The organism is Streptomyces sp. NBC_00435 (assembly GCF_036014235.1).
Classification (GTDB): Bacteria; Actinomycetota; Actinomycetes; order Streptomycetales; family Streptomycetaceae; genus Streptomyces.
The window spans coordinates 7231745-7256917 of the sequence record NZ_CP107924.1 but is presented as its reverse complement, the minus strand read 5'-3'; the positions used below and the strand labels follow the sequence as shown (position 1 = coordinate 7256917).

General features: G+C 70.2%; 21 protein-coding genes and 2 pseudogenes. 10 read left to right on the top strand and 13 right to left on the bottom strand.

The features are described from left to right. Window positions 1-439 precede the first annotated feature (439 nt). Entirely contained in the window at window positions 440-949 is a 510-nt protein-coding gene (locus OG389_RS32695; protein WP_328302364.1) for a hypothetical protein, read from the top strand. Between the two features lie 41 nt (window positions 950-990). Here OG389_RS32695 and OG389_RS32690 read toward each other — a convergent pair whose 3' ends face one another. From OG389_RS32690 to OG389_RS32675, 4 genes are all read right to left on the bottom strand, one after another. Beyond that, the gene (locus OG389_RS32690) at window positions 991-1614 is read right to left on the bottom strand and encodes a class F sortase (protein ID WP_328302362.1); all 624 of its coding nucleotides are present in this window, start codon (window positions 1612-1614) and stop codon (window positions 991-993) included. A gap of 72 nt (window positions 1615-1686) precedes the next feature. Continuing rightward, window positions 1687-2172, bottom strand: a complete 486-nt coding sequence (locus tag OG389_RS32685; RefSeq protein ID WP_328302359.1) for a hypothetical protein — start codon at window positions 2170-2172, stop codon at window positions 1687-1689. 267 nt (window positions 2173-2439) lie between these two features. Then, window positions 2440-4431 (bottom strand): amino acid transporter, encoded by a 1992-nt coding sequence (locus OG389_RS32680; RefSeq protein WP_328302357.1) that lies wholly within the window; start codon window positions 4429-4431, stop codon window positions 2440-2442. Window positions 4432-4579: 148 nt separating this feature from the next. Then, window positions 4580-4786 carry a cold shock domain-containing protein gene (locus OG389_RS32675; protein ID WP_328302355.1) on the bottom strand — a complete coding sequence of 69 codons (207 nt, stop codon included), beginning with the start codon at window positions 4784-4786 and terminating at the stop codon, window positions 4580-4582. 608 nt (window positions 4787-5394) lie between these two features. On the opposite strand from OG389_RS32675, the gene OG389_RS32670 reads away from it, so the two are divergent. Continuing rightward, the gene (locus OG389_RS32670) at window positions 5395-6420 is read left to right on the top strand and encodes a ketoacyl-ACP synthase III family protein (protein WP_328302353.1); all 1026 of its coding nucleotides are present in this window, start codon (window positions 5395-5397) and stop codon (window positions 6418-6420) included. On the opposite strand, the gene OG389_RS32665 is transcribed toward OG389_RS32670, so the two are convergent. Together OG389_RS32665 and OG389_RS32660 are read right to left on the bottom strand one after the other, a co-directional pair. After that, window positions 6392-7654 carry a cytochrome P450 family protein gene (locus OG389_RS32665; RefSeq protein ID WP_328302351.1) on the bottom strand — a complete coding sequence of 421 codons (1263 nt, stop codon included), beginning with the start codon at window positions 7652-7654 and terminating at the stop codon, window positions 6392-6394. The two genes, OG389_RS32670 and OG389_RS32665, sit on opposite strands and share 29 nt — an antisense overlap. A 189-nt stretch (window positions 7655-7843) precedes the next feature. Beyond that, window positions 7844-8812 carry a helix-turn-helix domain-containing protein gene (locus OG389_RS32660; protein WP_328302349.1) on the bottom strand — a complete coding sequence of 323 codons (969 nt, stop codon included), beginning with the start codon at window positions 8810-8812 and terminating at the stop codon, window positions 7844-7846. Window positions 8813-9029: 217 nt separating this feature from the next. On the opposite strand from OG389_RS32660, the gene OG389_RS32655 reads away from it, so the two are divergent. Next, window positions 9030-10718 (top strand): carboxylesterase/lipase family protein, encoded by a 1689-nt coding sequence (locus tag OG389_RS32655; protein ID WP_328302347.1) that lies wholly within the window; start codon window positions 9030-9032, stop codon window positions 10716-10718. On the opposite strand, the pseudogene OG389_RS32650 reads toward OG389_RS32655, so the two are convergent. The 5 genes and pseudogenes from OG389_RS32650 to OG389_RS32630 all read right to left on the bottom strand — a co-directional run. Beyond that, window positions 10709-11101: pseudogene (locus OG389_RS32650) on the bottom strand (RICIN domain-containing protein); the annotation flags it as partial. The gene OG389_RS32655 and the pseudogene OG389_RS32650 overlap by 10 nt on opposite strands. Window positions 11102-11309: 208 nt before the next feature. After that, window positions 11310-13520 (bottom strand): RICIN domain-containing protein, encoded by a 2211-nt coding sequence (locus OG389_RS32645; RefSeq protein WP_328304273.1) that lies wholly within the window; start codon window positions 13518-13520, stop codon window positions 11310-11312. Window positions 13521-13654: 134 nt separating this feature from the next. Continuing rightward, the gene (locus OG389_RS32640) at window positions 13655-14974 is read right to left on the bottom strand and encodes a ricin-type beta-trefoil lectin domain protein (protein ID WP_328304271.1); all 1320 of its coding nucleotides are present in this window, start codon (window positions 14972-14974) and stop codon (window positions 13655-13657) included. Window positions 14975-15055: 81 nt separating this feature from the next. Further along, window positions 15056-15823, bottom strand: a pseudogene (locus OG389_RS32635) (glycoside hydrolase family 16 protein); the annotation flags it as partial. A gap of 265 nt (window positions 15824-16088) precedes the next feature. Then, window positions 16089-16421, bottom strand: a complete 333-nt coding sequence (locus OG389_RS32630; RefSeq protein WP_328304375.1) for a hypothetical protein — start codon at window positions 16419-16421, stop codon at window positions 16089-16091. Window positions 16422-16565: 144 nt separating this feature from the next. Between OG389_RS32630 and OG389_RS36895 the strand changes: the two genes are divergently transcribed. From OG389_RS36895 to OG389_RS32600, 6 genes are all read left to right on the top strand, one after another. Further along, entirely contained in the window at window positions 16566-16883 is a 318-nt protein-coding gene (locus OG389_RS36895) for a hypothetical protein (protein WP_443059376.1), read from the top strand. Between the two features lie 224 nt (window positions 16884-17107). Then, window positions 17108-17245, top strand: coding sequence for a hypothetical protein (locus OG389_RS32620; RefSeq protein ID WP_328302345.1), 138 nt, complete (start codon window positions 17108-17110; stop codon window positions 17243-17245). Between the two features lie 266 nt (window positions 17246-17511). Beyond that, on the top strand, window positions 17512-18822 hold the full coding sequence (locus tag OG389_RS32615; protein WP_328302343.1) for a cytochrome P450: 1311 nt from the start codon (window positions 17512-17514) through the stop codon (window positions 18820-18822). Beyond that, window positions 18815-19129: an acyl carrier protein gene (locus OG389_RS32610; RefSeq protein ID WP_328302341.1), complete on the top strand. Its 315-nt coding sequence runs from the start codon at window positions 18815-18817 to the stop codon at window positions 19127-19129. Before OG389_RS32615 ends, OG389_RS32610 begins: the two co-directional genes overlap by 8 nt. Then, entirely contained in the window at window positions 19126-20343 is a 1218-nt protein-coding gene (locus tag OG389_RS32605) for a beta-ketoacyl-[acyl-carrier-protein] synthase family protein (protein ID WP_328302339.1), read from the top strand. The genes OG389_RS32610 and OG389_RS32605 overlap by 4 nt, the downstream gene beginning before the upstream one ends. Window positions 20344-20366: 23 nt before the next feature. Further along, window positions 20367-21134 carry a lysophospholipid acyltransferase family protein gene (locus OG389_RS32600; RefSeq protein ID WP_328302337.1) on the top strand — a complete coding sequence of 256 codons (768 nt, stop codon included), beginning with the start codon at window positions 20367-20369 and terminating at the stop codon, window positions 21132-21134. Window positions 21135-21137: 3 nt separating this feature from the next. Here OG389_RS32600 and OG389_RS32595 read toward each other — a convergent pair whose 3' ends face one another. Continuing rightward, complete coding sequence (locus OG389_RS32595) at window positions 21138-22631, bottom strand: hypothetical protein (protein ID WP_328302335.1); 1494 nt, start codon at window positions 22629-22631, stop codon at window positions 21138-21140. Window positions 22632-22650: 19 nt separating this feature from the next. Then, the gene (locus OG389_RS32590) at window positions 22651-24039 is read right to left on the bottom strand and encodes a hypothetical protein (RefSeq protein WP_328302334.1); all 1389 of its coding nucleotides are present in this window, start codon (window positions 24037-24039) and stop codon (window positions 22651-22653) included. Window positions 24040-24415: 376 nt separating this feature from the next. On the opposite strand from OG389_RS32590, the gene OG389_RS32585 reads away from it, so the two are divergent. Beyond that, window positions 24416-25165 (top strand): transposase, encoded by a 750-nt coding sequence (locus tag OG389_RS32585; RefSeq protein ID WP_328302332.1) that lies wholly within the window; start codon window positions 24416-24418, stop codon window positions 25163-25165. Window positions 25166-25173 lie beyond the last annotated feature (8 nt).

The window sequence follows — 25173 nt, the reverse complement described above, 5'->3', positions numbered from 1 at the left end:
CTCGTTCGGTATCACCGGACGAACATGTGTGGGAGATGACCCAAACCAACGGTTCCCCCGTTGTGGGTTCCGACGGAAGGTCGGCGGATCGGACGCGCGTAGAGGAACCGAAATACTCGATTCCGGTAATGGAGCGGGCTTTGGCATGCTGTGCGGGATTTGCGAAGGAGAGCCGAGTGATCAACTAACTCGCCTGCACACGAGCCGTGTTGACCGGTCCGGCGAGACCCGTTCGCCGCCCTGGCCGACATGAACCTCCGCGCCATCGGCCTGCAGACATCGGCCGGGCTGCACCCACCTCCCCCGGACGGTCCGCCCCGGTGGAGGTCCCACCACGGCCCGCCCATCACTCGGCGGCCTGACGCGGCGTGGCGTGGCGTGCGGCAAGATCCGGTGTTGTTCCCGGTACCCGGCACGGCCGCGCCCTACGGTGGGATTCGTGAGGGAACATACGGCGGACGCCATGCGCACGGAGACGGCCGCCGCGCACCTCAAGGAGCGGCTCTACGCGACGATCACCATGATCTCCGTCGTCATCGGGCTCGCGAGCAGCAGCCACGTGGAGGTCCTCGGCGCCGCCGCGACGGTCGCGACCGCCTCGGCGGGCTTGTGGCTCGCCGCGCTGGTCGCGGACCAGCAGGCCCATCGCGTGACGCACGGTGCTCTCGCCCGGGGGCGGGAACTGCGCGCGATGCTCTTCGTCAGCAGCCCGCTGCTGCTGTCCGCGGTGGGCCCGCTCGTTCTGATCGGCGCCTCGGCACTGGGGGCGATGGGCCTGGAAACGGCCCTGCTCACGGCAGCCGGGGTCAACGTCGCCACCCTGTTCGCCTGGGGGTGCTACGGCGGGATCCGCATGGGCGGGGGGACGGTGTTCGCGCTGATCGCGGGCGCGATCGACGCGGCGATCGGGACGGCGGTCGCGGTGGTCAAGGCCGTCGCCGGACACTGACACCGCCCGCCCTCACCTCCGCCACGACGAGCGCCTGCCCGTCAGCGGTCGAGGTAGGCGTAGACGATCACGTTGTCGGTGTAACCGTGGCTCTTGCTGTACGTGCCGCCGCAGGTGATCAGCCGCAGTTCCGGTTGTCCGGTGTCGCCGTAGACCCGGTCGGCGGGGAACGTCTCCCGGGGCACGCTCTCCACGCGGTAGACGGTGAAGCGTGCGGTGCTGGCGTCCTCACGGGTGACGGTGACGCGGGCTCCGGTTTCGACCGCGCCCAGCCGGTGGAAGACGGCCGGTCCTCTCGTGGTGTCGACGTGCCCGTCGATGACGGACGTGCCCCGCTCGCCCGGCGTGACCGAGCCGGTGAACCAGCCGGCGAGACCCGGATCGGAGGAGTCGGGGGCACGCATCCAGCCCTCGTCGTCCAGGCCCACCGCGGTGACGGGGGCGTCGATGTCCAGCGTCGGGATGGCGACGCGTGCCGGGCGGGAGGCCGGCAGCGCCGGAGCGGCATCAGGTGCTGACGCCGTGCCGGAGGCGTACCCGGCGACCGGGGCGGGAGGCGCGGGTGCCGGCGGCGCGGGGTGGCTGAGCATCCAGAGCCCCGCGAGCACGCACAGAGCCAGCCGGCCCAGGGTCTTGGTGTCTCCGGGAGAGAGTCGGCCGTGCACCGGGCCCTTCCCCTTCTCTTGGTCCGGCACCGTCGGGCGGCCCGGCGGCCGGAACGCGGCTGAGGGTGCGGATCAGGCGCCGTTGCGGGACTTGCGGCGCATGACGTAGAAGCCGCCCAGCAGGCCCGCCGAGAGAAGTACGGCGCCCGTTCCGGTCCAGCCGCCGGGCGAGACCGCGGTCGCGCCCTCACCGGCCTTGACCCCCCGGTGGCGACCGGCACTGACCGTCAGGGTCGTGGTGCCCTTCTCCCCCTTGCAGTCGAACGTCACCTGGTACTGGGCACCGGGGCGGGCCTCGTGATCAATGCTCACCGTCGCGGGCCGGCCCTCTTCGAGGACCGTGTCGTCGAAGATCCCGGAGGTGACCTTCACCGAGGGGACCTCACAGCCCGTCGCGCTCAGGGTCACCCGCCCTCCGGGTGCCACCGACGAAGGGGAGACGTCGAACCCGAACGAGGTGATGTTGCGGCCCTGGTCCGCCGCCGACGGTACCGCCGCCGCTGCCGCCAGGACGGCGGCCGCCGATATGACCGTCGCCGCGCCCGCTCGCCTACGCATAATCGACTCCACATCCCGGACGGCGGCCGGACCGGATCCGGTCCCGGATCGTCCACCGCCCGATGCCGTCGACGCTAGGACCGCGCCCCCCGGCCCACCACCGGACGCCGCCGTCGCCCCTACGCCCAAGGGCGGTTCGCAGACCTGCCGCCACCCTCGCTGACCATGTGGTTGTCGATTTATCGGTATCGACTGGCCACCCGTCACGGCCACGAGCACTTCACCCTCTCGGGCCAGCGCCCGGGCCGGGGCCGGACCGCCCGGGGGTCAGCCGACGTGGATGCGCGGCCGGCGCTCGGGGTCGGGTTCGATGCGGCGCAGGACTTCGCGGGTGACGGGCGCGACCTCACCGTCGCCGAAGACGAGGAAGCGTACGAGGTTGCTCAGCGGGTGGCCCTCGGTCCAGTTGAAGTAGGCGTGGGGGATTTCCTCCGTACGGTCGCGCAGCTCCAGCAGGACGGCGGCGATGGTGTTGGCGACGACGGGCCCCTCGACCCTGAGCAGGCGGGCGCCGCCGCGTTCGGTACCGGTGACGAGGAGGTCGGCCTTGAAGTCGGAGGAGTTGCGGACGAAGACCTCGAGGAAGAGGACGGGCCGGCCCTGGGGGATGTGGGTCTCGTCGCGCTGGCTCTGCTCCTTGGCCCGGTACTCGATGGCGACGCGCGGGTCCGGAGCGTCGGCTGCCCGGCTCTTGGCGTTCGGCTCGTGGGCGATGATCTGGAGCGGTCCCTGGCTCGCGGCGTCGTCGATGAACCGGGCCGCACGGGCGTCGAGGGTGACGGTGGCGGCACGGAGTTCGAAGGAGCGGTGGATGCGTGAGCCGATGGAGGTCAGCATGATGGCGGCGATGAACAGGGCCGCGATCTTGATGCCGTCGGGGCGCTCGGCGACGTTGTCGACGAGGGTGTAGGCGAAGACGGCGGTGATGGCCCCGAAGCCGTAGGCGGCGGCACGCTGACCGGCCTTGCGGGCGGCCGCGCAGCAGGCGAAGGCGGCGGAGAGCATCAGGACAAGGACGCCGGTGGCGTACGCGCCGGACTGGTCGTCGACGCTCGCGTTGAACCACAGGGTGATGAGGACGGCGATGGCCATGAAGACGAGGACGAGCGGGCGGACCGCCCGGCTCCATTCGGGTGCCATGCCGTAGCGCGGCAGGTAGCGGGGGACGAGGTTGAGCAGGCCGGCGAGGGCCGAGGCGCCGGCGAACCAGAGGATGGCGATCGTCGAGGCGTCGTAGAGCGTGCCGAAGACCTCGCCGAGTTCCTGGTGGGCGAGGAAGGCGAGGGCCCGGCCGTTGGCCTTGCCGCCGGATTCGAACTCCTTCTGCGGGATCAGCCAGGTGGTCGCCAGGCTGGACAGCAGGAGGAAGCAGCTCATGGTCACGGCGGCGGTGGTGAGGAGCTTGCGGGTGCCCCGGATACGGCCCGCGGGGTTGGCATGGGTGTCGCTGGCATCGCCCTTGACCTGCGGCATGACGGCGACGCCCGTCTCGAAGCCGGACATGCCCAGCGCCAGCTTGGGGAAGACCAGCAGGGCGACGCCGATCATCGCGAGTGGTGAGGAGTGCTCGGCGGTCATCGCGGTGGTCCAGTCGCCGATCCTCTGGGGTTCGGTGACCACCTTCCACGCGGAGGCGGCCAGGACGACGACGTTGAGGGCCAGGTAGAGGGCCACCAGGACGACGGCGACCTTGATGGCCTCCTTGAAGCCCTTGAGGAAGACCGCGCCGAGCGCGCCGATCAGCACCAGGGTGATCCAGGTGTTCCCGCCGTCCAGCCAGCCCGGCGCGAAGGGGTTCTCCACCACGTGGGCGGAGGCGTCGGCCGCCGACAGGGTGATGGTGATCATGAAATCGGTGGCCGCGAAGCCCAGCAGGACCAGGACGAACAGCTTCCCCGACCACCAGGGCAGCAGCCGCTCGAGCATGCTGATCGAGCCCTCACCGTGCGGGCTCTCGCCCGCGACCCGCCGGTAGACGGGCAGCGCCCCCAGCAGCGTGAGGGCGATGAGGACCACGGTGGCCAATGGGGACAGCAGACCGGCGGCCAGTGCCGCGATGCCCGGCTGGTAGCCCAGGGTGGAGAAGTAGTCGACACCCGTCAGACACATCACCCGCCACCAGGAGTGACCGTGCTGCGCGGGTCCGGGCTCGGCGTGGGGGCCAGGGTGCTGGGCGCTCTGCTCCTGGAGCCCTTCCAGGAGCCAGGCCCGACCGGAACGCCGTCGTGAGACGTCCTTGCCCCGCGTGGTGCCCGCCATGTCCACACTCCCTACGAGCCCGCGTAGGGAGAGGCGGACGCCTGGATCATCCTGACTCACCCGGCGCGACGCCGCATGCCGTCGCGATCCGGCGCGTGTGCGCGGGCGCGCCTACCGGGCACACCTTGAGGCAACGTTTCTTCGTGAGTCAGGGCAGCACATGTCTGGCTTCGAACCCGGTGGGTCCGAGCTCTATGACGAAACTGACCTGCTGCCCTGCGGAGAGGCTCTTGCACTCCCCCGCGATGTCCGCGCGGTGGACACGGATGGGGATGGTGCTGCCGAGAGGGACGACGGATCCGCACCCGGTGGCGCGGTCGTACCACTCGACGAACCCTATGAGGCGTTCGTTCATGGCGCACAGCTCTCTCCGGCACGGCCGGACTCGGTGCCTCTGCTGGTGGGGGGTGCGGATCCCGTTCAGTCATTCCGCACGATCGGCCGGTACGGGCCTGTACGTGCCCGTGCGGGCCTGTACGTGCCGGTACACGCTCCGGCGCGGCGAACTCCAAGGGGACCCACCTCACTCATTCCCGCCAGCACGTCCAGAAATCGACGACTCGCCGTATCAAGGGGTAGTGCGGAAGGACGGGATGCGCGGCCCACGCTCCCCCAGTGCGCCGGAGCCGCTGCCCGCTCGTCGGAGGTCCACCGGTCGCGTGGGGACTCGAGTAGTACCGGAGCGCGTCCTCGGCGCCCGTGCAGCCGAAGGTCTTCACGCCGATGCAGTCCACGTGTCCTGACAGCGCCTTCGCCTCGTGGTTCCACCCCCTCCAGCTCGTGAGATGCCGCGCTGACTGAAAACGATCACAGCGCATCGACCGATGGAGCAGGATGACCGTGACCACCTGGAGTGGTCGGATGCTCGCCCTGGCGGGTGGGCCCGCCTGGAGGTCTCGGCCTTGGCCGTTCACTCCAGCGCGGGCACCATGTCTGCGGATGGTCGGGACGACAGGGGACGGGATGAAGTGGGAAGACGTCTACCTCTCGGGGGTCGGCGCCTATGTGCCCACCGCGGTGGGGGTGGCGGAACGCATCGCGGCAGGCGGCCTCAGCGAGCATGCGGCACGCGGAATCGACATGCCGTCAGTGGCCGTGGAGACGGAACTCGTTCCACCTGAGATGGCTTCACGGGCGGCCGTACAGGCCCTGGCTCATGCGGACCGCACATCCGCCGGCTTGGGCCTGATCGTTTACGCGAGTGCCGCCGAGCAGCTCCACATCACGCCGGCGGCGTACGTCCAGCGCGTGCTCGGGGCCGATCACGCCAGAGCGATCGAAGTGCGTCAGGCCAGCAACGGCATGATGGCCGGGCTCGTCGTCGCGGCGGAGCATCTGGCGGCCAGACGCTCGTCGGCGCCGGTCCTGATCGCCGCGGGAGACAGCTTCCGGGCGCCCCTGTGGGACCGTTGGAGTTCGGTACCGGGAATGCACCTGGGGGACGCCGGAGCTGCCTGGCTCGTGTCCCCGGACCGCGGGTACTTCAAGGTGCTGGCCACTGCCGACCACGCGGACTCGACGCTCGAAGAGGTGACGAGGAATCCCGAACCGAGTCCCTCCTCCGGATTCGACGGCCTGGGCGGCAATCGGACGCTCGCGCAGAAGATCGGTCTGGACGTGTTCGTGGAGCGTCTCGGCGCCGGGACCCGGTCGGCGGTGGCAGCCGCGCTGGAGTGTGCCGAGCTCGACCTGCCACGCATCGACCACGTCGTGGTACCGAATCTGGGGCGCCGCAATCTGGACACGTGGATCCTGCGACCGCTGGACCTGGCCTTGGACCGGACCACGTGGTCCTTCGGCCGTCGCGTGGGGCACACGGGGCCCTGCGATCAGGCCTTGGGACTACGGCACTTGCTCGACTCGGGAGCCCTCGAGCCCGGCCACCACGTCCTCGTGATCGGTGTCGGCGCCGGCTTCGCATGGACCTGCGCGGTGCTGCGTGTCGAGGCCGCGCCGCCGGCTATCCGCGGGCGAGGGGGACAGGGATGACGTGAAGGTGCGCCGGCCCGTTGACGAGGAACGAGGGAATGGGGGGCGGCGACTGATCACGGTGGGCGAGGGCCAGGTCCGGAAGGCAGTCGAAGAGTGTCGCCAGAGCGATACGGGCCTCCAGACGGGCGAGGTGGGCGCCAACACAGAAGTGGGGGCCGTGCCCGAAGGCGAGGTGACCCTTGTCCGCGCGGGTGGGGTCGAAGACCCCCGGCCGGTCCGGGTGCAGGTCCGGATCGCGGCCGGCCGCCGCGAAGGCGATGATGATCGGCTCGCCTCGGCGGATGACGATCCCCTCCCCGAGGTCGATGTCCTCCACCGCGTAGCGCAAGGGCATGTGCATGACCGGGCCGTCGTGGCGCAGCGTCTCTTCGATGACGTCGTCCCAGCCGATGCCCCCGCTGCCCCCGCTTCCCCCGCCGCGGCCGATGCGGGCCAGGTACTGAGGTTGGGCGAGCATGGCATGGACCGCGCCGGTGATGAGGTTGACCGATGTCTCGTATCCCGCGCCGAGAACGAAGGAGAGGGTGTCGCGCAACTCCCGCGCCGGTATCGGCTCCGTATCGCCGGCGGATGGTGCGAGCAGGTCGCTGGTCAGATCCGTACCCGGGTGAGCCGTCTTGTACTGCAACAACTGACCGATGCGGAACTGGAGTTCGCCTTGGCGGGCTCGCACCTGTTCAGTGTCGGCCGTGGTGGCGACCAAGGCGTCCATGGCTGCGCCCAGGGGTTCGCGCAGGAATGCGGGTACCCCGAACAGGTCGCAGATGACCCGCATGGCCAGTGGCAGCGACAGGGCATGTCGCAGGTCGACCGGTTCGCCGGGCGCCGTGGCGGCCAGGTCCGCGATCAGCCGGTCCGCGGCCGACTGGACCTGGGGACGCAATTCCTCCACCCGCTGCGGGGAGAACCACGGCGCGATGGTGCGCCGCAACCGGCGGTGCGCCGGGCCGTAGGCATTGAAGATGCCCTTCTGGAGGGTGAGTACGGCCAGGGGCCAGTCGTCCGGCACGTCCGCCCGACCCGGCCAGTGCTGCCGGAAGTCCCGCGAGACACGGCGGTCGCTCGTCAGCGCTTTGATCACCGCGTGCCGGGTGACCGACCAGGCCCGCACACCACCCGGAAGCTCCACCGGGACGGCGGGGCCCTGCACCCGCAGCGCGTCCGCTTCCTCATGAGCGGCACGGGCAGAAGGGTCCAGCACAGGGCATCCGAGGGCGAAGAGCGACGACACCCGATGCTCCTTTCACTTGGCGGTTCAGCAACCGCGGGATTCGATTCGACTCACCAGCACGCGCGCCGATCCCGCCCGCACGATGGATGGTTGGCCCATGCGGCGCCAGCGCCCCCTCAGCCTTACGCCCAAGGCCTCGATCTGGCAATGAGCCTATATCGCCACTGAAACGGCTCCGCCCCGTGTCTCTCAGCTTCCGTGCCCAGTCGGAGGTTCCTTGGAGCTCGGGCCCCTCGACCTCGAAGGCGCATTCTCGGCCATCGAGATCGACAGTCCGTCGGTCAACCATCGATGAGCCACCGTCATGTTCAGCACGCGCCCGCCTGTGGCGGTCCCGACCAAGGCCCAATACCGTTCGAGGCGGGGGTCGAAGCCGGATGACCTCGACACCAGCCCGTGCAGATATGCGCGGAAGGCGGGGGTGTCCGACTCCCGCCGGGCTCGTGCGTGGGCGGACACGAAAGCGTTCACCGCATCCCCGCCGCTCGGCGGAAGACCCTGGGCCAAAGCGGCGGCCGTCAGGACGGCAGCATCGTCGATCTCCCCGTAGAAGGCCGGAGCGTCCCTCATCTCCTCGTCGTGGTCCTGAGTCCAGCGGGTGAAACTGGGCGTGGCGATGAGCAGATGAAGCTCGGCGTAGGCCAGGGCCGAACCGGGATCGGGGTCCTGCGGCGGGGCGGGTGACAGCATGGCGATCATGATGTCGAGACGGCGCTTGGGCATGGCCTCGGACAGCTCGCGATACCAGTGATCGGTGAGTGTGCGGTGCGCCTGTGGGAGCCGCTGCACGCGGGAGAGGATCTCCAGCCGCCGGAGCCGCTCCTCACTCGTGCAGTCGTCCAAGGTCTTGAGCGTGGCCTCGCGCCACCGTAGTTCGGTCAATCGTTCCTGCACCGCTTCGAGCTCGGTTGCCACCAGCTCACCGAGGGAGCACTCACCAGTGACCACCTGCGCGATGGTCGCGATCGGGGTGTCCAGCGCCCGTAGTCGCCTGATGAGACGGATCCGCTCCCACGCCTCAGGACCGTAGCGCCGATGACCACCGGTGCTACGGCCGGCCACGGGCAGTAGACCGCTGTCGGAGTAGTAGCGGAGGGTCTTCACCGCAACCCCTGTTCCAGCCGCGAGCTCACCGATGCTCCACGTGTCTTGCGTCACAGTCCCTTGAACCTCCAGCGCGCGGGAGGTCCTAGCGTATTGAGCACTGACCGCGTCGGTCCGCACCGTCCCCACCGCTCAGGTCTCCTTCCAGCCTGACTGATCTCGTGCGGCCTCGCGTGGGCTCGTCCGATCCCGTCCCGACCAAGAACGGTGGGTACACATGTCCCCGACCATGACAGCACCGCGTCCGTGCCGAAGAGCCAGCATCCGTGGCGTGCTCTTCTCCGTGCTCTTCTCCGTGCTCTTGCCCATGCTCTGCTCGGTGGCACTACTCGCAGCCACCGCCGTGCCGGCGACCGCCGCGCAACCCGGTTCCCCGCGACTCACGCGGCAGAGCGGCACCGTTGTACGGACCGACCACGGCCTGGTACGCGGTGTGTCACACGGCTCGTACACCACCTTCGACGGCATCCCCTACGCTGCGCCGCCGACCGGACCGCTGCGCTGGCGCGCTCCGGTCCCCGCCGCCACGTGGCACGGTGTCCGGGACGCGACGACGGCGGCTCAACGCTGCGTACAGATGCCGACGCCCGGTGCGAGCACGGTCCTCGGGTCGGAGGACTGCCTCTACCTCAACGTCACCGTGCCGACGCCAAAGCCGGCCGGACAGAAGCGGCCCGTGCTGGTGTGGATGCACGGCGGTGCGTTCCTGGGCGGTTCCGGCAGTGACTACGGCGCTGACCAACTGGCGGTCCGGGGTGACACGGTCGTCGTCACGGTCAACTACCGGTTGGGAATCTTCGGTTACTTCGGCCACCCCGCGTTGGGCTCCGCCCCGCCGTTCGGCCTGGCGGACCAACAGGCCGCCCTGCGCTGGGTGCGGGCGAACGCGGAGCACTTCGGCGGCGATCCGCGCAGTGTCACGCTGTTCGGTGAGTCCGCAGGCGCCCTCAGCATCTGCGCACACCTCACCTCGCCGACGGCCGCCGGACTCTTCCAGCGAGCCGTGCTCCAGAGCGGTTCCTGCCTCATGTCCTTCCCACAAGGAGCTCTCGGGCCCGGAATACCGGCGTACGAGCCGTTCGCCCCACAGCGCGATGTCCAGACGGCCGGTGCGGAAGCCGCCCGCCAACTGGGCTGCCCGGCGGACATCGGAGACGAGGTGCTCGCGTGCCTGCGCGGGCAGAGCACGGATCGACTCGTCACCGCGCAGCTGATGCAGCCCTTCAACCGGCCAGCCTTCGGCAATGCGCTGCTGCCCGTGGCACCCGACCGGGCATTGGCATCGGGACGCTTCCACCGTGTGCCGATCATCCTGGGCACCAACCACGATGAGATGCGGATGTTCGTCGGCCTGTCGCTCGCCGCGTTCCCGATCCGCACCGATGCCGACTATCGCGCCCGTCTGGTGGACGCCTTCGGGCTCGCTGCCCCAGCCGTCGAGGCGCAGTATCCGGCAGCGCACCACCCGACGCCCGCACTGGCCTGGGCCACGGTACTGACCGATCGATCCCTCACCTGCACCACACTGGCAGCCGGCCGAGCCATCGCCGCCCATGCCCCTGGCCTTCCCCTCTACGGCTACGAGTTCAGCGATCCGGACGCACCTGTACTCACCGGCCTGCCGACGAACCCGGGCTTCCCCTACGGTGCGGCGCACGGCTTCGAGATGCCGTTCCTGTTCCCCTCCCTCCCCACCGAGCGACCGCTGACCGACGCCCAACGCGCCCTGTCGGACCGGATGGTCGACTACTGGACGAACTTCGCGCGCACCGGCAACCCGAACACCTCCCACGCACCGCTCTGGCCTCTCCTCCAGCCGTCGTCACCTCTCGCGCGGCCGGTGCAGTCGCTGGCTCCCGGACCAGGTGGAATCCACCCCGTCGATGCGGATTCCGCACACCACTGCTCGTTCTGGGACCGCCTGCCTGGATATCAGGGCGGAGCGGGGACTCAGGGGTGAGCGGCCAGGTGGAAGCTCTGGGCGGCCGAGTCGTCGCAGGCGCGCTGCACCAGTTGCACGCCGTTCACCGCACTGCTTGTGGCGCTCAGGCACTTGCCGCTGTGCCGCGTGGTGAAGTGGTAGCGGCCCGGGGCTTCCCGTACCGGCAGCCACTGCTGGTTGCCGCCACCGCCGTAGGACCACAGCCGCAGCGGTGCGTTGTCGGCGGTGGAGACCCCGGTGACGTCGACGACCTGCTGCGGATTGCCCCGGATCGCGATCCGGGTGTACCCGGCGTCGGTGGAACGGAACTGGAACTGCTGGGCCGTGGTCCCGTTGCAGGTGTACTGCTGGATCGCCGTGCCGTTGGCCGTGGCCGCCGCTCGCGCGTCGACGCAGGCGCCCTTCGCGCCGTCGGCCCGCATGTACCGCTCGAAACCGGCCCGCTGTGCGGCCGTCTTGGGTGCGTCGTCCAGGAACAGGACGACCTGGTAGTCGGTCACCCCTCCGGGGCCAGGACTGGGGCCGGGGCGGGGGTCCCGGCGTGGGCCGGGGCGACCATCGTTCCCAGCACCGTCGCCAACACGATCAGCAGCCGTGCTGCGAGTCGCCTCACGGGTAACTCACCAGGTTGGCCACGTTGGTGGACCCGTTGGAGGGTCCGCCTCGGTCGTTGATGACGTGCCGGATGGTCCCGGTGCCGCCGAGCGAGACGGTCACCATGTTCTGGAAGCGCACGTTCGGGTTGTTGGGGGCCTCGAAGGCACGCTCGGCGGTCACGCCCGGGTTGACGTTGAAGTAGCAGTAGCTGCCGAGCCCGTAGGCCTGGTGGCTGGTCACCGAGTTCGCGACCTTGTACGCCGAGTAGCCCTGGGTGGAGCCGTTCATCCAGGCGGTCTGGGTCGGCGGGTCGTACGGCATCTCGTTCTGGTAGAAGTACGTCCGCCCGCCGTTGCCGTTCCAGATGGTCTGGTGCTTCTGGTAGTGCTCGACGAACAGGCCGTACATGGTGACGCCGTCTCCGTTGACGACGAGCCCCGTGTCCGCCGTGTTGGTGTTCCAGCCGATGCCGTTGCCGTGGTCGCCGCGCCAGATCCACATGTGATCGCCGATGACGTGATCGCTGTTGACCACGAGGCTGGTGGTCGCCTTGCCGACGGCGGCGCCACCGACGCGGAAGTAGACGTCGTGCAGGGAGGTGGGGTTCGCCGAGTGGTTGGCGGCGGCGCCGGCCGGGCCGACTTCCAGGAGAGTCTGAGAGTTGGTGGTCCCGGCATCGAAAAGTACGCCGGCGACCTTCACGCCGTCGATGTCAGCGACGTTCATGGCCGTGACACCGTTGTCAGGAATGAAAGTGGCGAGGCCGAGCCCGAGGACGACGGTGTCTGGGCGGGTCACCTTCAAGGTCTGGTTGAGGTGGTAGACACCGGGGGTGACCAGCAGGTCCTTGCCCTCGGCCAGTGCGGCGTTGATCTGTACGGCCGTTGCTCCGGCCTTGACGACGTAGAACTGGTCCATGCCGAGCGAGCTGCCGGCAGCGTTCCCGTTCGCCCAGCTGGTGGCCGTGGAGTCGGCCCGCAGGGACGGTACGAACACCTTGTACGCGCCCGCGCCGTCCACGTACAGGAAGGGCTTCTCGCGAACCGTCGGCGTCCGGTTCACCGTGGTGTACGGCGGATTGGGGAAGGTGTCGCCCGGGACGCCCTGGCTGCCGACGAACACCATGTTCCAGTTGGAACCGGTCCAGCCGCCGAGCTGGGAGTTGCGGGTCAGCCACTGCTGCTGGGTGCCGGACCGAACCTGGCCGTCGATCTTGCTGTCGGCCATGAATCCGCCGCTGGCCCAGCCGCCGTCGCTCAGCTCGAGGTTGCCGCGGACGTGCATGCGCCGGTACCCGGACGCCTGCGAGACCGCCCACCGGTCGGTGCCGCCGGTCGGGTTCACCGAGAGGTTCTCGGCGCCGCGCCAGAAGTTCTGGGTGGCGTTCTGCGGCGGGAACCAGTCCGCCTCCACGTGCACGGCGCCGTTGATGGTCACCGAGTCCGGCGACTGGCCGAGACCGAGGACCTGGGTGTAGAAGCCGACGTTGACGTCGTTGCTGTACGTACCCGGCTTGAACATCACGGCGTAACGCTGAGAGCCGAACTGGTTGGTCTCCTGCTGCTGGAAGATGGAGTCGAGCCGGCTCTGGATGCTGGACGACGGCATCGACGGGTCGAAGACGACCACGTTCGGGCCGAGGTCGACATCCCCGGGCGCGGTGTTCACGGGCGCCACCTGGAAGCGCTGGGCCGCCGTGCCGTTGCAGGTGTACTGCACCAGCTGAACGCTGTCGGCCGTCGAGGCGGCGGGGACGTCCAGGCATTTGCCGCTGTGCCGGTTGACGAAGTGGTAGGCGCCGCCGCCCTCGTCGACGGCCTGCCACTGCTGGTTGTTGCCGCCTCCGTACGCCCAGAGGTGCACAACGGCGTTGTCGGCCGAGGAGGTGCCGCTCACGTCGACGACCTGGGTGCTCGCATTGCGGTTGCCGATCCGCACGAAACCGTCGCCGGTCGGCGTGAAGCCCCATTGCTGCGCGGTGCTGTTGTTGCAGGAGTACTGCTGCACCGCCGTTCCGTTCGCGGTCGCGGCCGACCGCGCGTCCAGGCACTTGCCGCTGCCGGCATTGACGACTGTGGACCAGCCCGTGGGCAGGTCGGCGGCCGCCTTCGCGGCAGCCTTCGGGGTGGCGGCCCGCGGGGTGGCGGCCTGGCTGGGATGGAGGGCGGTGAGGACCGAAGCGGCCGAGGCGGCGACCACGAAGGCCGCGGCCCAAGGCCGTATGACGCGGGCCCGGCTTGCGCCATGGCGAACCGCTCCGGGCGTGTGCGGGGAGCTGAGCACGTTCTCTCCTGTGCCGGCTGTACGGCATGAGTGGGGGGTGGGGTGGGGTGGGGGTGAGGCGGGGACGGGAGGGGTCAGCCGTTGTACTGGGCGAGGACGCGGGTGAAGTCCCACGGTTGCTGGGAAACGCCCGAGCAGGTGTCGGCTCCGCCGCCGGCGCAGGGTCGGTCCCGATTGACCGACCAGAAGGTCAGCCGCGCGAGGTGACGCTGTTGGGCGTAGCCGAGAATGGTGCGGAAGTCATCGACGGTCACCGTCTCGCCGTTGTCGGTGATGCCGTTCATCGAGGAGATGCCTGTGTGGCGGTAGGCAAGGTCGTCCGAGTACCCGTAGGCGTTCTTGACCGCGTTCTTGAGGCCCTCGGCCGCACGGACGGTGAGCTGACCCATGTTCTGGCCGGCGCCGCCGAAGTTGAACGGCATGATCGTCCAGCTGTCCACGGTCAGCCCGGCCGCGGCGGCCTTGCCGATCAGGCTGCTGTCGGGGCCGTTCTGCCCGGTGCCGAAGGTGACGTACACCTTGATGCCGGGGTTGTTGCCCTTGACGGTCTTCAGCGCGTCGACCGTGCGCTGCTGGACGGTCGGGCTGTCGTACGCCGCCGCCTCGATGTCGATGTCGATGGCCTTCAGCCCGTACGCGTTGATCACCTTCTGGTACGCCGCGGCAAGCTCGCCCGCGCTGCCGCAGGAGCTCTCCAGTTTGTTGCCGCTCCAGCCGCCGAAGGACGGGATGACGTCGCCGCCGTTGGCGCGCACGGTGGTAACGGTCTGCTGGTCGACGCCCCCGCTCAGCGACCGGCTGCCGTCCCACTGCGGGTTGCAGTAGCCGTTGCTGAGGACGAACGCGAGCGTGAACCACTTGACGCCGGTCGCGTTCGTCACGGTGGTGGGGCTCGGCGGGCTCCCCCATCCGTTGTAGAGGTACGGCGCCACGGCCATGGGACCGGTGGGCGTCGGCTCCCCGCCGCCGGCCGGCGCCGTCCACTTCTGGTTGGCGGCTCCGGTGCAGGTCCAGATCTGCAACCGGGTCGCGTTGGCCGGGCTGTTGCCCGCGACATCCAGGCACTTGTTCGCCTGCGGATTGACGATGTCGCGCGCCGCGCTGACCGACCACCGCTGCGCACCCGAGCCATTGCAGTCCCACAACTGCGTCCGAGTCCCATCGGCGGTACCGCCCGACGCCACGTCCAGACACTTGCCCAGCGCGCGAATCGTGCCGTCGCTGCCGACACTCCACTGCTGTGCAGCGGTCCCGTTGCAGTCGTAGAGCTGCACGGCCGTCCCGTTCCCGGTGTTGGCCCCCGCCACGTCCACGCACTTGCCGCCCAGACCGGTGATGGTGCCGGTGCCGGCCGGTGGGGCGGGGTCGGTGGTGACCCGTACGTAGTCGACCAGGAGTTGCTGGGGGAAGGCCGTGCTGCCGTCGGGGTCGCCGGGCCAGTAGCCGCCGACCGCGAGGTTGAGGATCAGGAAGAAGGGCTTGTCGAAGACCCACTGCCGGCCGCCGAGGTCGGCGGGGGTGCGCCGCTGGTACACGGCGCCGTCGACGGACCAGGTGATGGCGTTCGGGCTCCAGTCGACGGAGAAGGTGTGGAAGGCGTCGGCGAACGTCTGGCCGCCGGGCAGGGTGTACCCGGCGCCGATGCCGCCGGAGCCGGAGTATCCGGGACCGTGGAGGGTGCCGTGGACGGTGGACGGTTCGAAGCCCACGTTCTCCATGACGTCGATCTCGCCCGAGGCGGGCCAGCCGACCTGGCCGATGTCGTTGCCGAGCATCCAGAACGCGGGCCACATGCCCTGTCCCCGCGGGATCTTCATCCGGGCCTCGACCCGGCCGTAGGTCGTGGTGAAGCGGCCGGAGGTGTTCAGCCGGGCGGAGGTGTACTCGCACCTTCCGTACCAGCACTGGTAGTTGCCGGGGTTCTCACGGCGTGCGGTGATGACCAGGTGGCCCTGGCCGTCGAGGGCGGCATTGCGGTTGCCCGCCGTGTAGTACTGCCGCTCGTGGTTGTTGACGTTGTCGCCCGTCTCGATCTGCCACTTCCCGCCGTCCACGGCCGAGCCCGCCGGTCCGTCGAACTCGTCGGAGAAGGTGACAGCGGCCTCTGCTGCGGCGGCAGTCGCAGCGGGTGGCTGCGCCTCTGGCGCGGGCGCTCCCCGCGCGAGTCCGGTGGACAGCGACGCGAGGGCGAGGACCGAGACGAGAGACAGCAGCAGGCGTCGGGATAAGTGTGAGGGGTGCATGACTCTCCCTTCCAGGGAGCATGACGGATATAACGCCCTGTGACATGCATATGACAAGCACGAGAGTGCATGCGAACCTGAATGGCCGCTGCACCGACAGGGATTGGCGTGAGGAGTCGAGCCTGGAAAGCCCTTTCATCACAACGTGATTTAAGTAGTGAACGAAAATCCTGTCAAGGGCTTGGTATGGACCACATTCCCGAACGCAGCCGCATCGGGCGAACCGTCGCGCTCGAACAGCCCCACTCCGGCAGACCCACCGGCATCAGCCCCGCGAGCGGACCGGCCGCGGGCGGAACCGGTACCGTCGTGACGGTACCGGCACCGGCCTGACCGGGGCCACCGACGTCGCCTTCGGCCCTGGCAACCCCGCCACCGCCGTCACCTGCACCGCGACCTCGTGCACCGCCACCGCACCGGCCCACACCGCGGGCACCTCGACCACCCTCACCGCCACGCTGCCCGCCGGTGCGAGCGCCACGAACCTGTCCGCCGGATGCACCACCACGGCCGGGACCGTGACCTGCGCCCACGGGCCCATCGCCAACGGCGCCAACAGCCCCTCCAGAGCCCCCGGCTCACCGGTCCGCTCCATCACCGTCCAGCGCGTCCACGGACCTGCCGCCAACGGCCCCGACGGAGAGGTCTCCAACCACCTGCACGCCCACGTCCGCACCGGCGACACCCTGCCCCCGTCTCCACCCCCTACGGCAACCTCGTCCTCCAGGACACCACCCCGCCGGTGATCCTCGCCTCCGCCGGCATCGACTGCACCCCGATGCTCTCCATGCTGGAACACCTCACCGACACCGCGCACACGGCCCCCGTCACCGTCCTGCACACCGGCCGCTCCCCCGCCGACCACGCCCCGCGCACCGACCACCGCGCCCCCACCCACAAGCTCCCCATTGGCCAAACGACCCGCAACCCGCGGCTCGAGAGGCGGGGGACGACCAACCGAATCGCCGGCAACCCGAAGCAGGCTTGGGGCAAGGCCAAGGAGGCAAAGACGTGGAAGATCAGGCGCCCGCCTGACGTAGTGATGTCGAGTGCCTCGTGAAGCAAGGTGGAATCCATGCCGCACTTGCGCAGGCCGCAGCACGATCGCGATGAGATGTTGGATGGAGCGGCCGCGCCGGTCCAGTGCCGCCGGGACGCAGGCAGTCGAGGGCTCCACAGTTTTTTGCGTCCGACGTTCTGAACCGACTTCTGTCGGCGAAAACGCGGCTGTTCTGGGACGGGGTACCCAGCCGCGTCCCCGTCCCCCGCACCGCCGCTCTCGACATGTCCGTCCGCAACGGCCCCGCTCCGCCCGCAGCGTTCATGATCGACGACCAGCAGGTCCTCGTCCAGAACGCCGAGGTCGCCGGCAACAACGTGCACGTCTGGACCACCTCCGACTTCACCGCCGGCCCCACATGAAATGGCCAGGTCGCCGCTCACCTATTCATTCGAATTTCGATAACCAATCGGAATTCGCCACAGGGATTGGACTTTTCGGTACGGTGTCGCGCAGAGTCTTCCCGACCACAGGTGGGCTGTGGACGGCTCCGGGGTGAAGTGAAGTGAGTCATTCACGTGTTTGGTAAGGGTGTTGAATTCGAGGGTTCGCGAATTCCTCTCCATTGGGTTGGTGTTCATGCGGTGGGCCGTGCGAGCAGTCGTTCGACCGAGGTGACGGTGTCCGGGTGCTGACCAGGGGCGCGGGGGCCCTCGGCCGGGAGTTGGTCCGGAGCTGGCTCCGGACCACGGATCCCGGGGAGGTCGGCGCGGTGTACGCCGGGCTGCGGGGAGTCGGCCCGTTGGTCCGGGCGCCCTGGGGTGCGTTCCTGGTCCCGGGGTACCAGGATGTACGGCAGGCGCTGGTCGACCCGGCGCTGGTGATGCTCGACGCGTCCTGGCGGGACGCGCACACACCCGGCTGGCGGCGAAGTGCGGCGACCACGGCGCTCTGCGGGTCACTACTGATGCAGAATCCGCCGGAACACCCGGTCAACCGCCGCCCGTTGGTGGCGGCGCTCACCGCACGCTCGGTGGCGCTGCTGGGTGATCCGATCCGGGAACAGGTCTTGGTCGCCGTCGAGGAGTTCGCCCGGATGCTGCGTCGTCACGGGACGGCGGATCTGATCGGAGACCTGTGCAAGCGGCTGCCCGCCGAGGTGTTGTGCCGACTGACCGGACTCCCCGAACGGGACGCCCCACGGCTGGCGGAACTCGCCACAGTGATCTCCACCGGAGGTGAGATCCGCCGCCCCATCGAGGAGCTCGGGGTGGCCGACCGGTCGGCGGAGGAACTGCTCTGCTACCTGGGGAGATTCACCGCACAGCGGGATGCGTCGACGCGGCCGCCACTCGAACTCGGCTCGGTTATCACGCCTTTCACCAACGGCCAGCTGTTCGTCATGACCGTGGCGGGTCTCTTCACCACCACGCACCTGCTCGGCAACATCTGCGACCGGCTGCTCGGAATCACGCCGGACGGGCAGCGGAAGGCCACCGCCCCGGAGTACCGACAGGCGCTGATCGAGGAAACGCTGCGCTGGGACCCGCCGGTGAAACTGGCGACCCGACGGGCCGAACGCCCCACGGTGCTCGGAGGCCTGGAGGTTCCGGCAGGTACGGTGCTGCACCTGATGGTCGGCGCCGCACACCGCGACCCGGCCGGCTATCCGGACTCGGAGCCGGACGTGTTCGAGCCGGACCGGGACCACCGGCCCGGCTTCCCGTTCGGCCAGGGTGGTCACTTCTGCCCGGGCGCAGCACTGGCCAGGGCCCAGGCGGAAGCCTTCCTGGAGGGTTTCGCCGAGCACCTCCCGGCCGTCCGGCGCGGTGGGCCAGTGGTCCGTCGCGGCGGACCGAGTTTCACCGAGCTGGTCGCACTGCCGGTCACCCTGTGCTCGACCGCACGGCCGCTGACCCAGCACTCGACCGTTCCACGTCCCGCCCGCTCTGTGGCGACGACGCCCGCCCACTCCCCCACGGAGGACTCCGATGGCTGATCCGAACGACGCGTACGCCCGGCTGGTCAACATTCTGATCGGCCCGCTGGGGGTCGACTTCGCGCTGATCTCGCCCGACGCCACCCTGTCCGATCTACAGTTGGACTCGCTCGCGGCGGAGGAGTTCGTCCTGTTGGTCGCCGAGGAGTTCGGCGGTGACGGGTCCGCGCCGTACGAGCTCGCCGAGGTGCCACTGGCGGAGCTCGCCGCCAGGCTCGGCGGTACCGAGCCGACTGCCGCCGGGCCGATTGCCGCCGGGCTCGGCGGTGCCGAGTCCTCGAGTGGCGTCGGGCGGGTGTCCGGTTGAACCGAGTCGTGGTGACCGGTATCGGGATGGTGACCCCGGCCGGTGTGGGAACGGAGCGCAGCTGGGCCGCGATCTGCGCGGGTCGTCCGGTCGCGGCGGCCGATCCCTTGCTGGGTGACTCCCCGGTCGGGATCTCCTGCCGGGTACCGGAGTTCGACCCAGTGGCCCTACTGGGCGCGGGTCCGGCCCACCAACTGGACCGGGTCTCCCAGTTCGCCCTGACGGCGGTCCGCGAGGCGGTCGCCGGGTCCGGTCTCGACCACCGGGACTGGGACGGCACCCGGGTGGGCCTGGTGTTGGGCATCGGCGGGTGGGGCGCGACCACGCTGGAGGCGCAGCACCAGCGGCTGCTGGTCCAGGGACCGGCCAAGGTCAGCCCGTACTTCCTGCCGATGGCACTGCCGACCGGGGCGATCGCGCCGATCGCCATCGAGTTCGGTGTGCACGGGCCGACCCACGTCGTCTGCACGGCCTGCGCCTCGGGCACCAGCGCGATCGGCCAGGCGCGGCAGATGATCGCCACCGGGACCTGCGACGTGGTACTGGCCGGTGGCTGCGAGGCCTCCCTCACCCCGCTGATCAGCACCGGCTTCTCCCGGATGGGGGCGCTCTCTCGCCGGACCGATGATCCGGCCGGGGCGTCCCGCCCGTTCGACGCCGATCGCGACGGCTTCGTGCTCGGAGAAGGGGCCGCCGTACTGGTGCTGGAGACCGCAGACCACGCACGGAGCCGGGGCGCTCGTCCGCTGGCCACGGTGGCGGGGTACGCCGCGACCAACGACGCGTACCACGCGGCCGCGCCCGACCCGGCGGCCACGATGGCCACTGCCGCGATCCGGCAGGCGATGGCCGATGCCGGGGTCTCGGCCGCTGAGGTGGACCACGTCAACGCGCACGGCACCGGCACCCGGCTCAACGACGGCACCGAGGCCCGGGCGATCAGGGCCGCGATCCGATCCACTCCGAGCGTCACCTCCGTCAAGGGCGTGACCGGACACCCGCTGGGTGCCGCAGGCGCCATCGAGGCGGCCTGCACCGTGCTGAGCATCCGGGACGGTCTGGTGCCGCCCACCGCCAACCTCCGCCGGCTGGACCCGGCGATCGACCTGGACGTGGTGGCCGGACCGGCCAGGCCGCAGCGGATCGGAGTGGCGCTCAGCCAGTCACTGGGCTTCGCCGGGCACAACGCGGTCCTTGCCTTCACCTCGCCCTGACCCGTACCGGGAGACTCCCTCGCATGGACAGCACCACCCCGCGCACCGCCTGGCAACTCGTCGACGCCGCAGTCGGATTCCTCGCCCGGCACTACTTTCGGGTCGAACTGATCGGTTTGGAGAACGTGCCGAACGAGGGCGGGGCGCTGTTGGCGGCCAACCACGCCGGAATGATCCCACTCGACTCGGTGCTGATCGTCTCCTCCGTCCGGCAGCATCACCCATTGGCCCGAACCGTGCATGCCATCGCTGACGAATTGCTCTTCAAGGTACCGGTGTTGGGCGAGCAGGCCCGGCGGTCCGGGCAAGTCTGGGCGACCGATCCGGCCGCCGCCAAACGGCTGCTGAACGCAGGTCAGCTGGTGCTGACGTACCCCGAGGGCATCCGAGGACTGGGGAAGGGCTACGCGAAGCGGTACCAACTGCAGGACTTCGGCCGCGGCGGGTTCGCCGCCGTGGCGATGGCCACCGGGGCACCGATCGTGCCGGTCTCGGTGATCGGCACCGAGGAGGCGTATCCGGTGTTGGCCAACTGCAAGCCGCTGGCCCGCCTGCTGGATCTGCCGTACGCACCCGTCACGCCCACACTGCCGCTGCTCGGCCTCGCCGGTCTGCTGCCGCTGCCGGCGAAGGTCACCCTGGTCTTCGGCGACCCGATCAGGACCGAGCCGGCGGCCGGCGCCGCGGCGATGCGGGAGCAGGCCGGGGCCCTCACTGGGCAGGTCCGCTCGGTCATCCAGACGACGTTGGACGAATGGGTCGGCCGTCGCCGCAACGGCAGCTTCGGCTGACGCTCACGGGCGTCCGTCAGGCCCGCTCGGCAGCCGGCCGAGGAGGTCCGCGGCGTGACGCAGGTCCGCCGCCGTGACGGCGCAGCGGCGAGCGTGGCCCAGCAGGGCCACCCGGAACCGCTCACCGACCGGACCGCGCCACCGGGCGTCGTCGGCGCACTCGACCAGGCCCTCGGCGTGCCCGGCCAGCCGGGCCGCCCCAGCAGTCGCCAACTGGACGTAGCGGGCCGTGGGCTCACCCTGCGGAGCAAGGTCGCGGGAGGTGCCCGACCGGCGGGGCTCGAGCCGTTCGCGGACCGGCTTGTCGATCGGATCTCGGAGCGCCAGCCGCAGCGCCTCGGGGTCCAGTACCCCCGGCAGTTGGTGGCGGTCCAGCGCCGGGGCGAGCAGGACCGGGCGGGTGGCCTCCTGAACGGCCCGGACCACGCTCTCGGCCACCGCGACGGCGAGATCGGTGGCCGGGCACGGGGCGGGTGAGCTGCAAAGCGGCGACGGCAGTGGAGTCGGCCGGGTCCGGTCCGCCTGCCGATGGGCCAACGCGTTCAGTACGGCGGAGGCACAGAGGATCCTGGACCCGGCCGGGACCTCGACGCCCAGCCAGTCGAAGGCCTGGCCCGTCCGGTAGGTAGTGGCGGCGATCGGCGGCCACAGGTCGAACGCGGTCCGGACAGCGTCCCGCGCACCGTCCCCACCGGTGCCGGGATCAAGGGTGGCGGCCAGCGCGAGCGCGAGCGGGACGGTGTGGCAGAGCGCCTCGGTCACCACGGCCAGGGTGTGCTCGATGGCCGGCGCGGCAGGCTGGTGTTCGGAACGCCGGGCCAGGTAGCCGGCCAGGCCGCTGCGGGCTGAGCTGCCCAGGTAGGGGGCCAGGCGCCGACGCAGGGCATCGGCCCAGTCGGCCTGGCGACGCGTACCGCTCGCGTCCACGGCGGCGGCGAGCAGGCGGCTGAGTACCGTGTCGTCGGCCGCCGCGTCCCCCACCACCAGTCGGCGGGCGATCCGTTGGGCCCCTTCGGTCCAGTTCCGGGCGGGGATCAGGTCCTCGGAGTCCCGGTGCGCCAGCAGCCGTTCGGTCTCCTGGGCGGCGACCGCGGCAGCGGTCCGGCCCAGTGCCCGGGCGGGGTAGGAGACGGGGGCGCAGGCGAGCTGTCCGTGCGGGCGGCCTGCGTGGTCGAGACCTTCGCCGGAGCCGAGTGCGCCTGCCGCGCCGGCGGCTCGGAGCAGGTCGCTCGCGTCCAGTGTGTTGACCGGCACCAGGTAGGTGCCGAGCGGGGTGGGCAGCCGGAGCGGATGTCCGGCATGGATCCGGCTCAGGTGCCCGGCGAACAGCTCGGTGAGGCCGTCAAGGGTGAGCGGTCGGACACCGAGGGCGCGGGCCGGTGCGTCCAGCCAGGGGAGCTGGCGTGCACTCAGCAGGGCACCGAGAACGGCGCCTTCGTAGGACCAGAGGGCAGAAGGCCTGGGCGGTTGGGCCGGCGTCGTGGTTGTCGTGGTCACCTGGGGGAGCCTTCCGGGTTCAGTGGTCGCGCAGCAGGTAGAGCTGGTTGCCGACGATCTCGCCGTCGTAGGGGCTCAGCAACATGTTGGCGGTCTCGCGCTGCGCTGCGGCGAGGCCGCGCAGTGAGATCGCGTAGGCCTGCGGCGAGTGGCTGAGCGGGTAGTCGAACGTCGAGTCCAGCCAGGCCAGTTCGGTCCAGCTGGCGGGGACGTGGTGCGGGGAGGCGGGGCCACGGCCGTCCATGCCGGTGATGACGTCGTAACCGTTGACCAGGCTGATCACCTTGGTGTCCGGATCGGCTGGGCGCTTGTCGTCGATCGCCGAGCCCGTCGGCAGGACGTGGGTGAGCCGGTAGGTGGTGACGAACTCGAGATCGGCCGCCAGGTTCATCGCGGCCATGCCGCCGAGGCTGTGTCCGATGATCATCAGCTCCGCGCCGACCGGGACGCCTGCGGACTCCAGGGCTCGCCGGGCCGCCCGGGTGTACGTGGTGTCGGTGTGCAGCGTGTTGTCGATCCCGCCGATGATGTCCGCAGGGGTGTTGTTGCTCAGCTTGGCGAAAGACAGTCCCGGCAGCAGCAGGACGTAGCGGGTCGCGCCGTCGGTGCACTTGATCCGGCGGAGCAGCGCGGCGCCGTGGTTGCCCAGAGCGGCCATGTTGTCGAGGTAGCTGGTGATGTCGTTCACCGAATCGGCCATCACCTGGGCAAGCAGCGCGTCGGGGTCCACTGCCTCGGCGCGGCCCGGGCCGCGCTCCAGGTACGAGACCCAGCCGGACGGCAGGCCGAACACCGGGTCGGTGGGAGGGAGTTCTCCGTGCAGTAGCGCCCAGGCGGCGTCGTCGTTGAACGGGTTCTCGTCGAACAAACCCGCCCAGGCGAGCAGTTCCTGTGCCACAGGGCCCACAGTGGTCAAAGCCCGTGTGACACCCAGCCGTTCGACCAGAGCGAGCCAAGCCCGTAGGGTCGCCGGGCGGTCCCCGGCGGCCACTGCCTCGACCAGACCGGCCACCAGGGGTGACTCCAGGTTGGGGTGCCCGAACGCCGCGGCCCGTACCCGCAGGTCGAACGCATCCGCCGCCATCGCCACGGCGGCGGACCTGCGCCGGGCCACCGCTCCGGCCCAGCGGAACGCCTCGCCGACCGCCCCGCCGACCGGACCGAACCCGAGCCCGGCCGGGTTGAACAACGCCCGCGCCACCGAGGCGGCGGCCATGACGGCGGGCCCGGGCTCTCGCACCGCGTCGAGGGCGAAGCGCCAACCGGTCACCCCCGCGGTGAGTCCGGCGCCGGCCCGGCGCACCTCCAGGGCGGCCTCGGCGAGCAGAACGGAGGCCCGCAGCAGGAGTTCCGGATCCGGACCGGCCGTCGTCGGCTCGGGCCGACTCATCTCGGCAGAGGGGCGCAAGATCTCTCCTTCACGGGCGTGCTGTCCAGTAAGACCGCACGCTTGGTGCCGCCCCCTCCTGAGTACCACTGACGGCCGCTCCGAAGCTTCCCAGCAGCTCGGTGCACCACCATGTTCACCCGGACGTGGCGGTGCGCGGGCCCGAACCACCGCCCTGATCGCACACGTTGACGGACCGTGGTGCACGCGGCCCTGCAGCACCGTGGCAGCGCCGTGCGGGTGGACCGCGACGGCTACAAGGACGTCCAGATCACCCCGTGGACATCGGTGATCAGGGCCGGGATGTCGTCGCCGACGCCGAGCTCCGCATCAGGACGTCCTTCAGGCCGGCGCGGTCGTCCTCGCTCAGCGTGGTGGGGTGTCGGGTGAGCCGGCCATGGAGCGCTACAGCGCTGCCAACGAATCCACCACGGAGCTCGACCGGATTGTGGCTCGCCGCAACCTGATCGCCCACACCGGTTGGTTGAAGATCCTGCGGGCGTTGCAGGCCGGCGCCGATTCCGCCGCCCGACGCGGACGGTTCATGGGCGGTCAACGTCGACTCCACCACCTGCCGACCATCCTGAAGAAAGGGGCGGGACCCGTGTGGACGCAGAGGGCCGCGAGGCCCTGGGACGCTCCCGGGGCGGACTGCCCAGCAGGATCCACCTCCTGGCGGACGACCGCTGTCGCCCTCTGGCCTGGCTCACCTCGCCCGGCCAGCGCGGGGACAGCGCGGGGACAGCCCGATGTTCATCCGCTCATACAGGCCCTGAAACTGGCCCGCACCGGGGCCGGGCGTCCCCGCACCCGACCGGACCGGGCCCGCGGCGACAAGGCGTACTCGAGTCGCGCCAACCGCGTCTACCTGGGCGAACGTGGGATCAAGGCAACGATCGCCGAGCCGGACGACCAGCGCGCGAACCGCCGCAGGCGCGGCCGGGCCGGCGGCCGCCCGCCGTCGTTCGACCGCGAGCAGCACCGCCAACGCAACACCGTTGAACGCTGCATCGGGAAACTGAAGCAGCACCGGGCCGTCGCCACTCGGTACGACAAACGCGACTGCATCTTCAACGGAATCCTGGCCACAACAGCCATCGTGATCTGGCTCCGCGGCCTCACCGAAGAACCATCAGACACTGTCTAGCCGTCTGG

What these genes read in the sequence shown, in the direction of transcription:
- OG389_RS32685 (WP_328302359.1), bottom strand. Translation starts at nt 2,172, where the DNA reads ATGCGTAGGCGAGCGGGCGCGGCGACGGTCATATCGGCGGCCGCCGTC.
- OG389_RS32680 (WP_328302357.1), bottom strand. Translation starts at nt 4,431, where the DNA reads ATGGCGGGCACCACGCGGGGCAAGGACGTCTCACGACGGCGTTCCGGT.
- OG389_RS32675 (WP_328302355.1), bottom strand. Translation starts at nt 4,786, where the DNA reads ATGAACGAACGCCTCATAGGGTTCGTCGAGTGGTACGACCGCGCCACC.
- OG389_RS32670 (WP_328302353.1), top strand. Translation starts at nt 5,395, where the DNA reads ATGAAGTGGGAAGACGTCTACCTCTCGGGGGTCGGCGCCTATGTGCCC.
- OG389_RS32620 (WP_328302345.1), top strand. Translation starts at nt 17,108, where the DNA reads ATGTCCGTCCGCAACGGCCCCGCTCCGCCCGCAGCGTTCATGATCGAC.
- OG389_RS32610 (WP_328302341.1), top strand. Translation starts at nt 18,815, where the DNA reads ATGGCTGATCCGAACGACGCGTACGCCCGGCTGGTCAACATTCTGATC.
- OG389_RS32600 (WP_328302337.1), top strand. Translation starts at nt 20,367, where the DNA reads ATGGACAGCACCACCCCGCGCACCGCCTGGCAACTCGTCGACGCCGCA.
- OG389_RS32585 (WP_328302332.1), top strand. Translation starts at nt 24,416, where the DNA reads ATGGAGCGCTACAGCGCTGCCAACGAATCCACCACGGAGCTCGACCGG.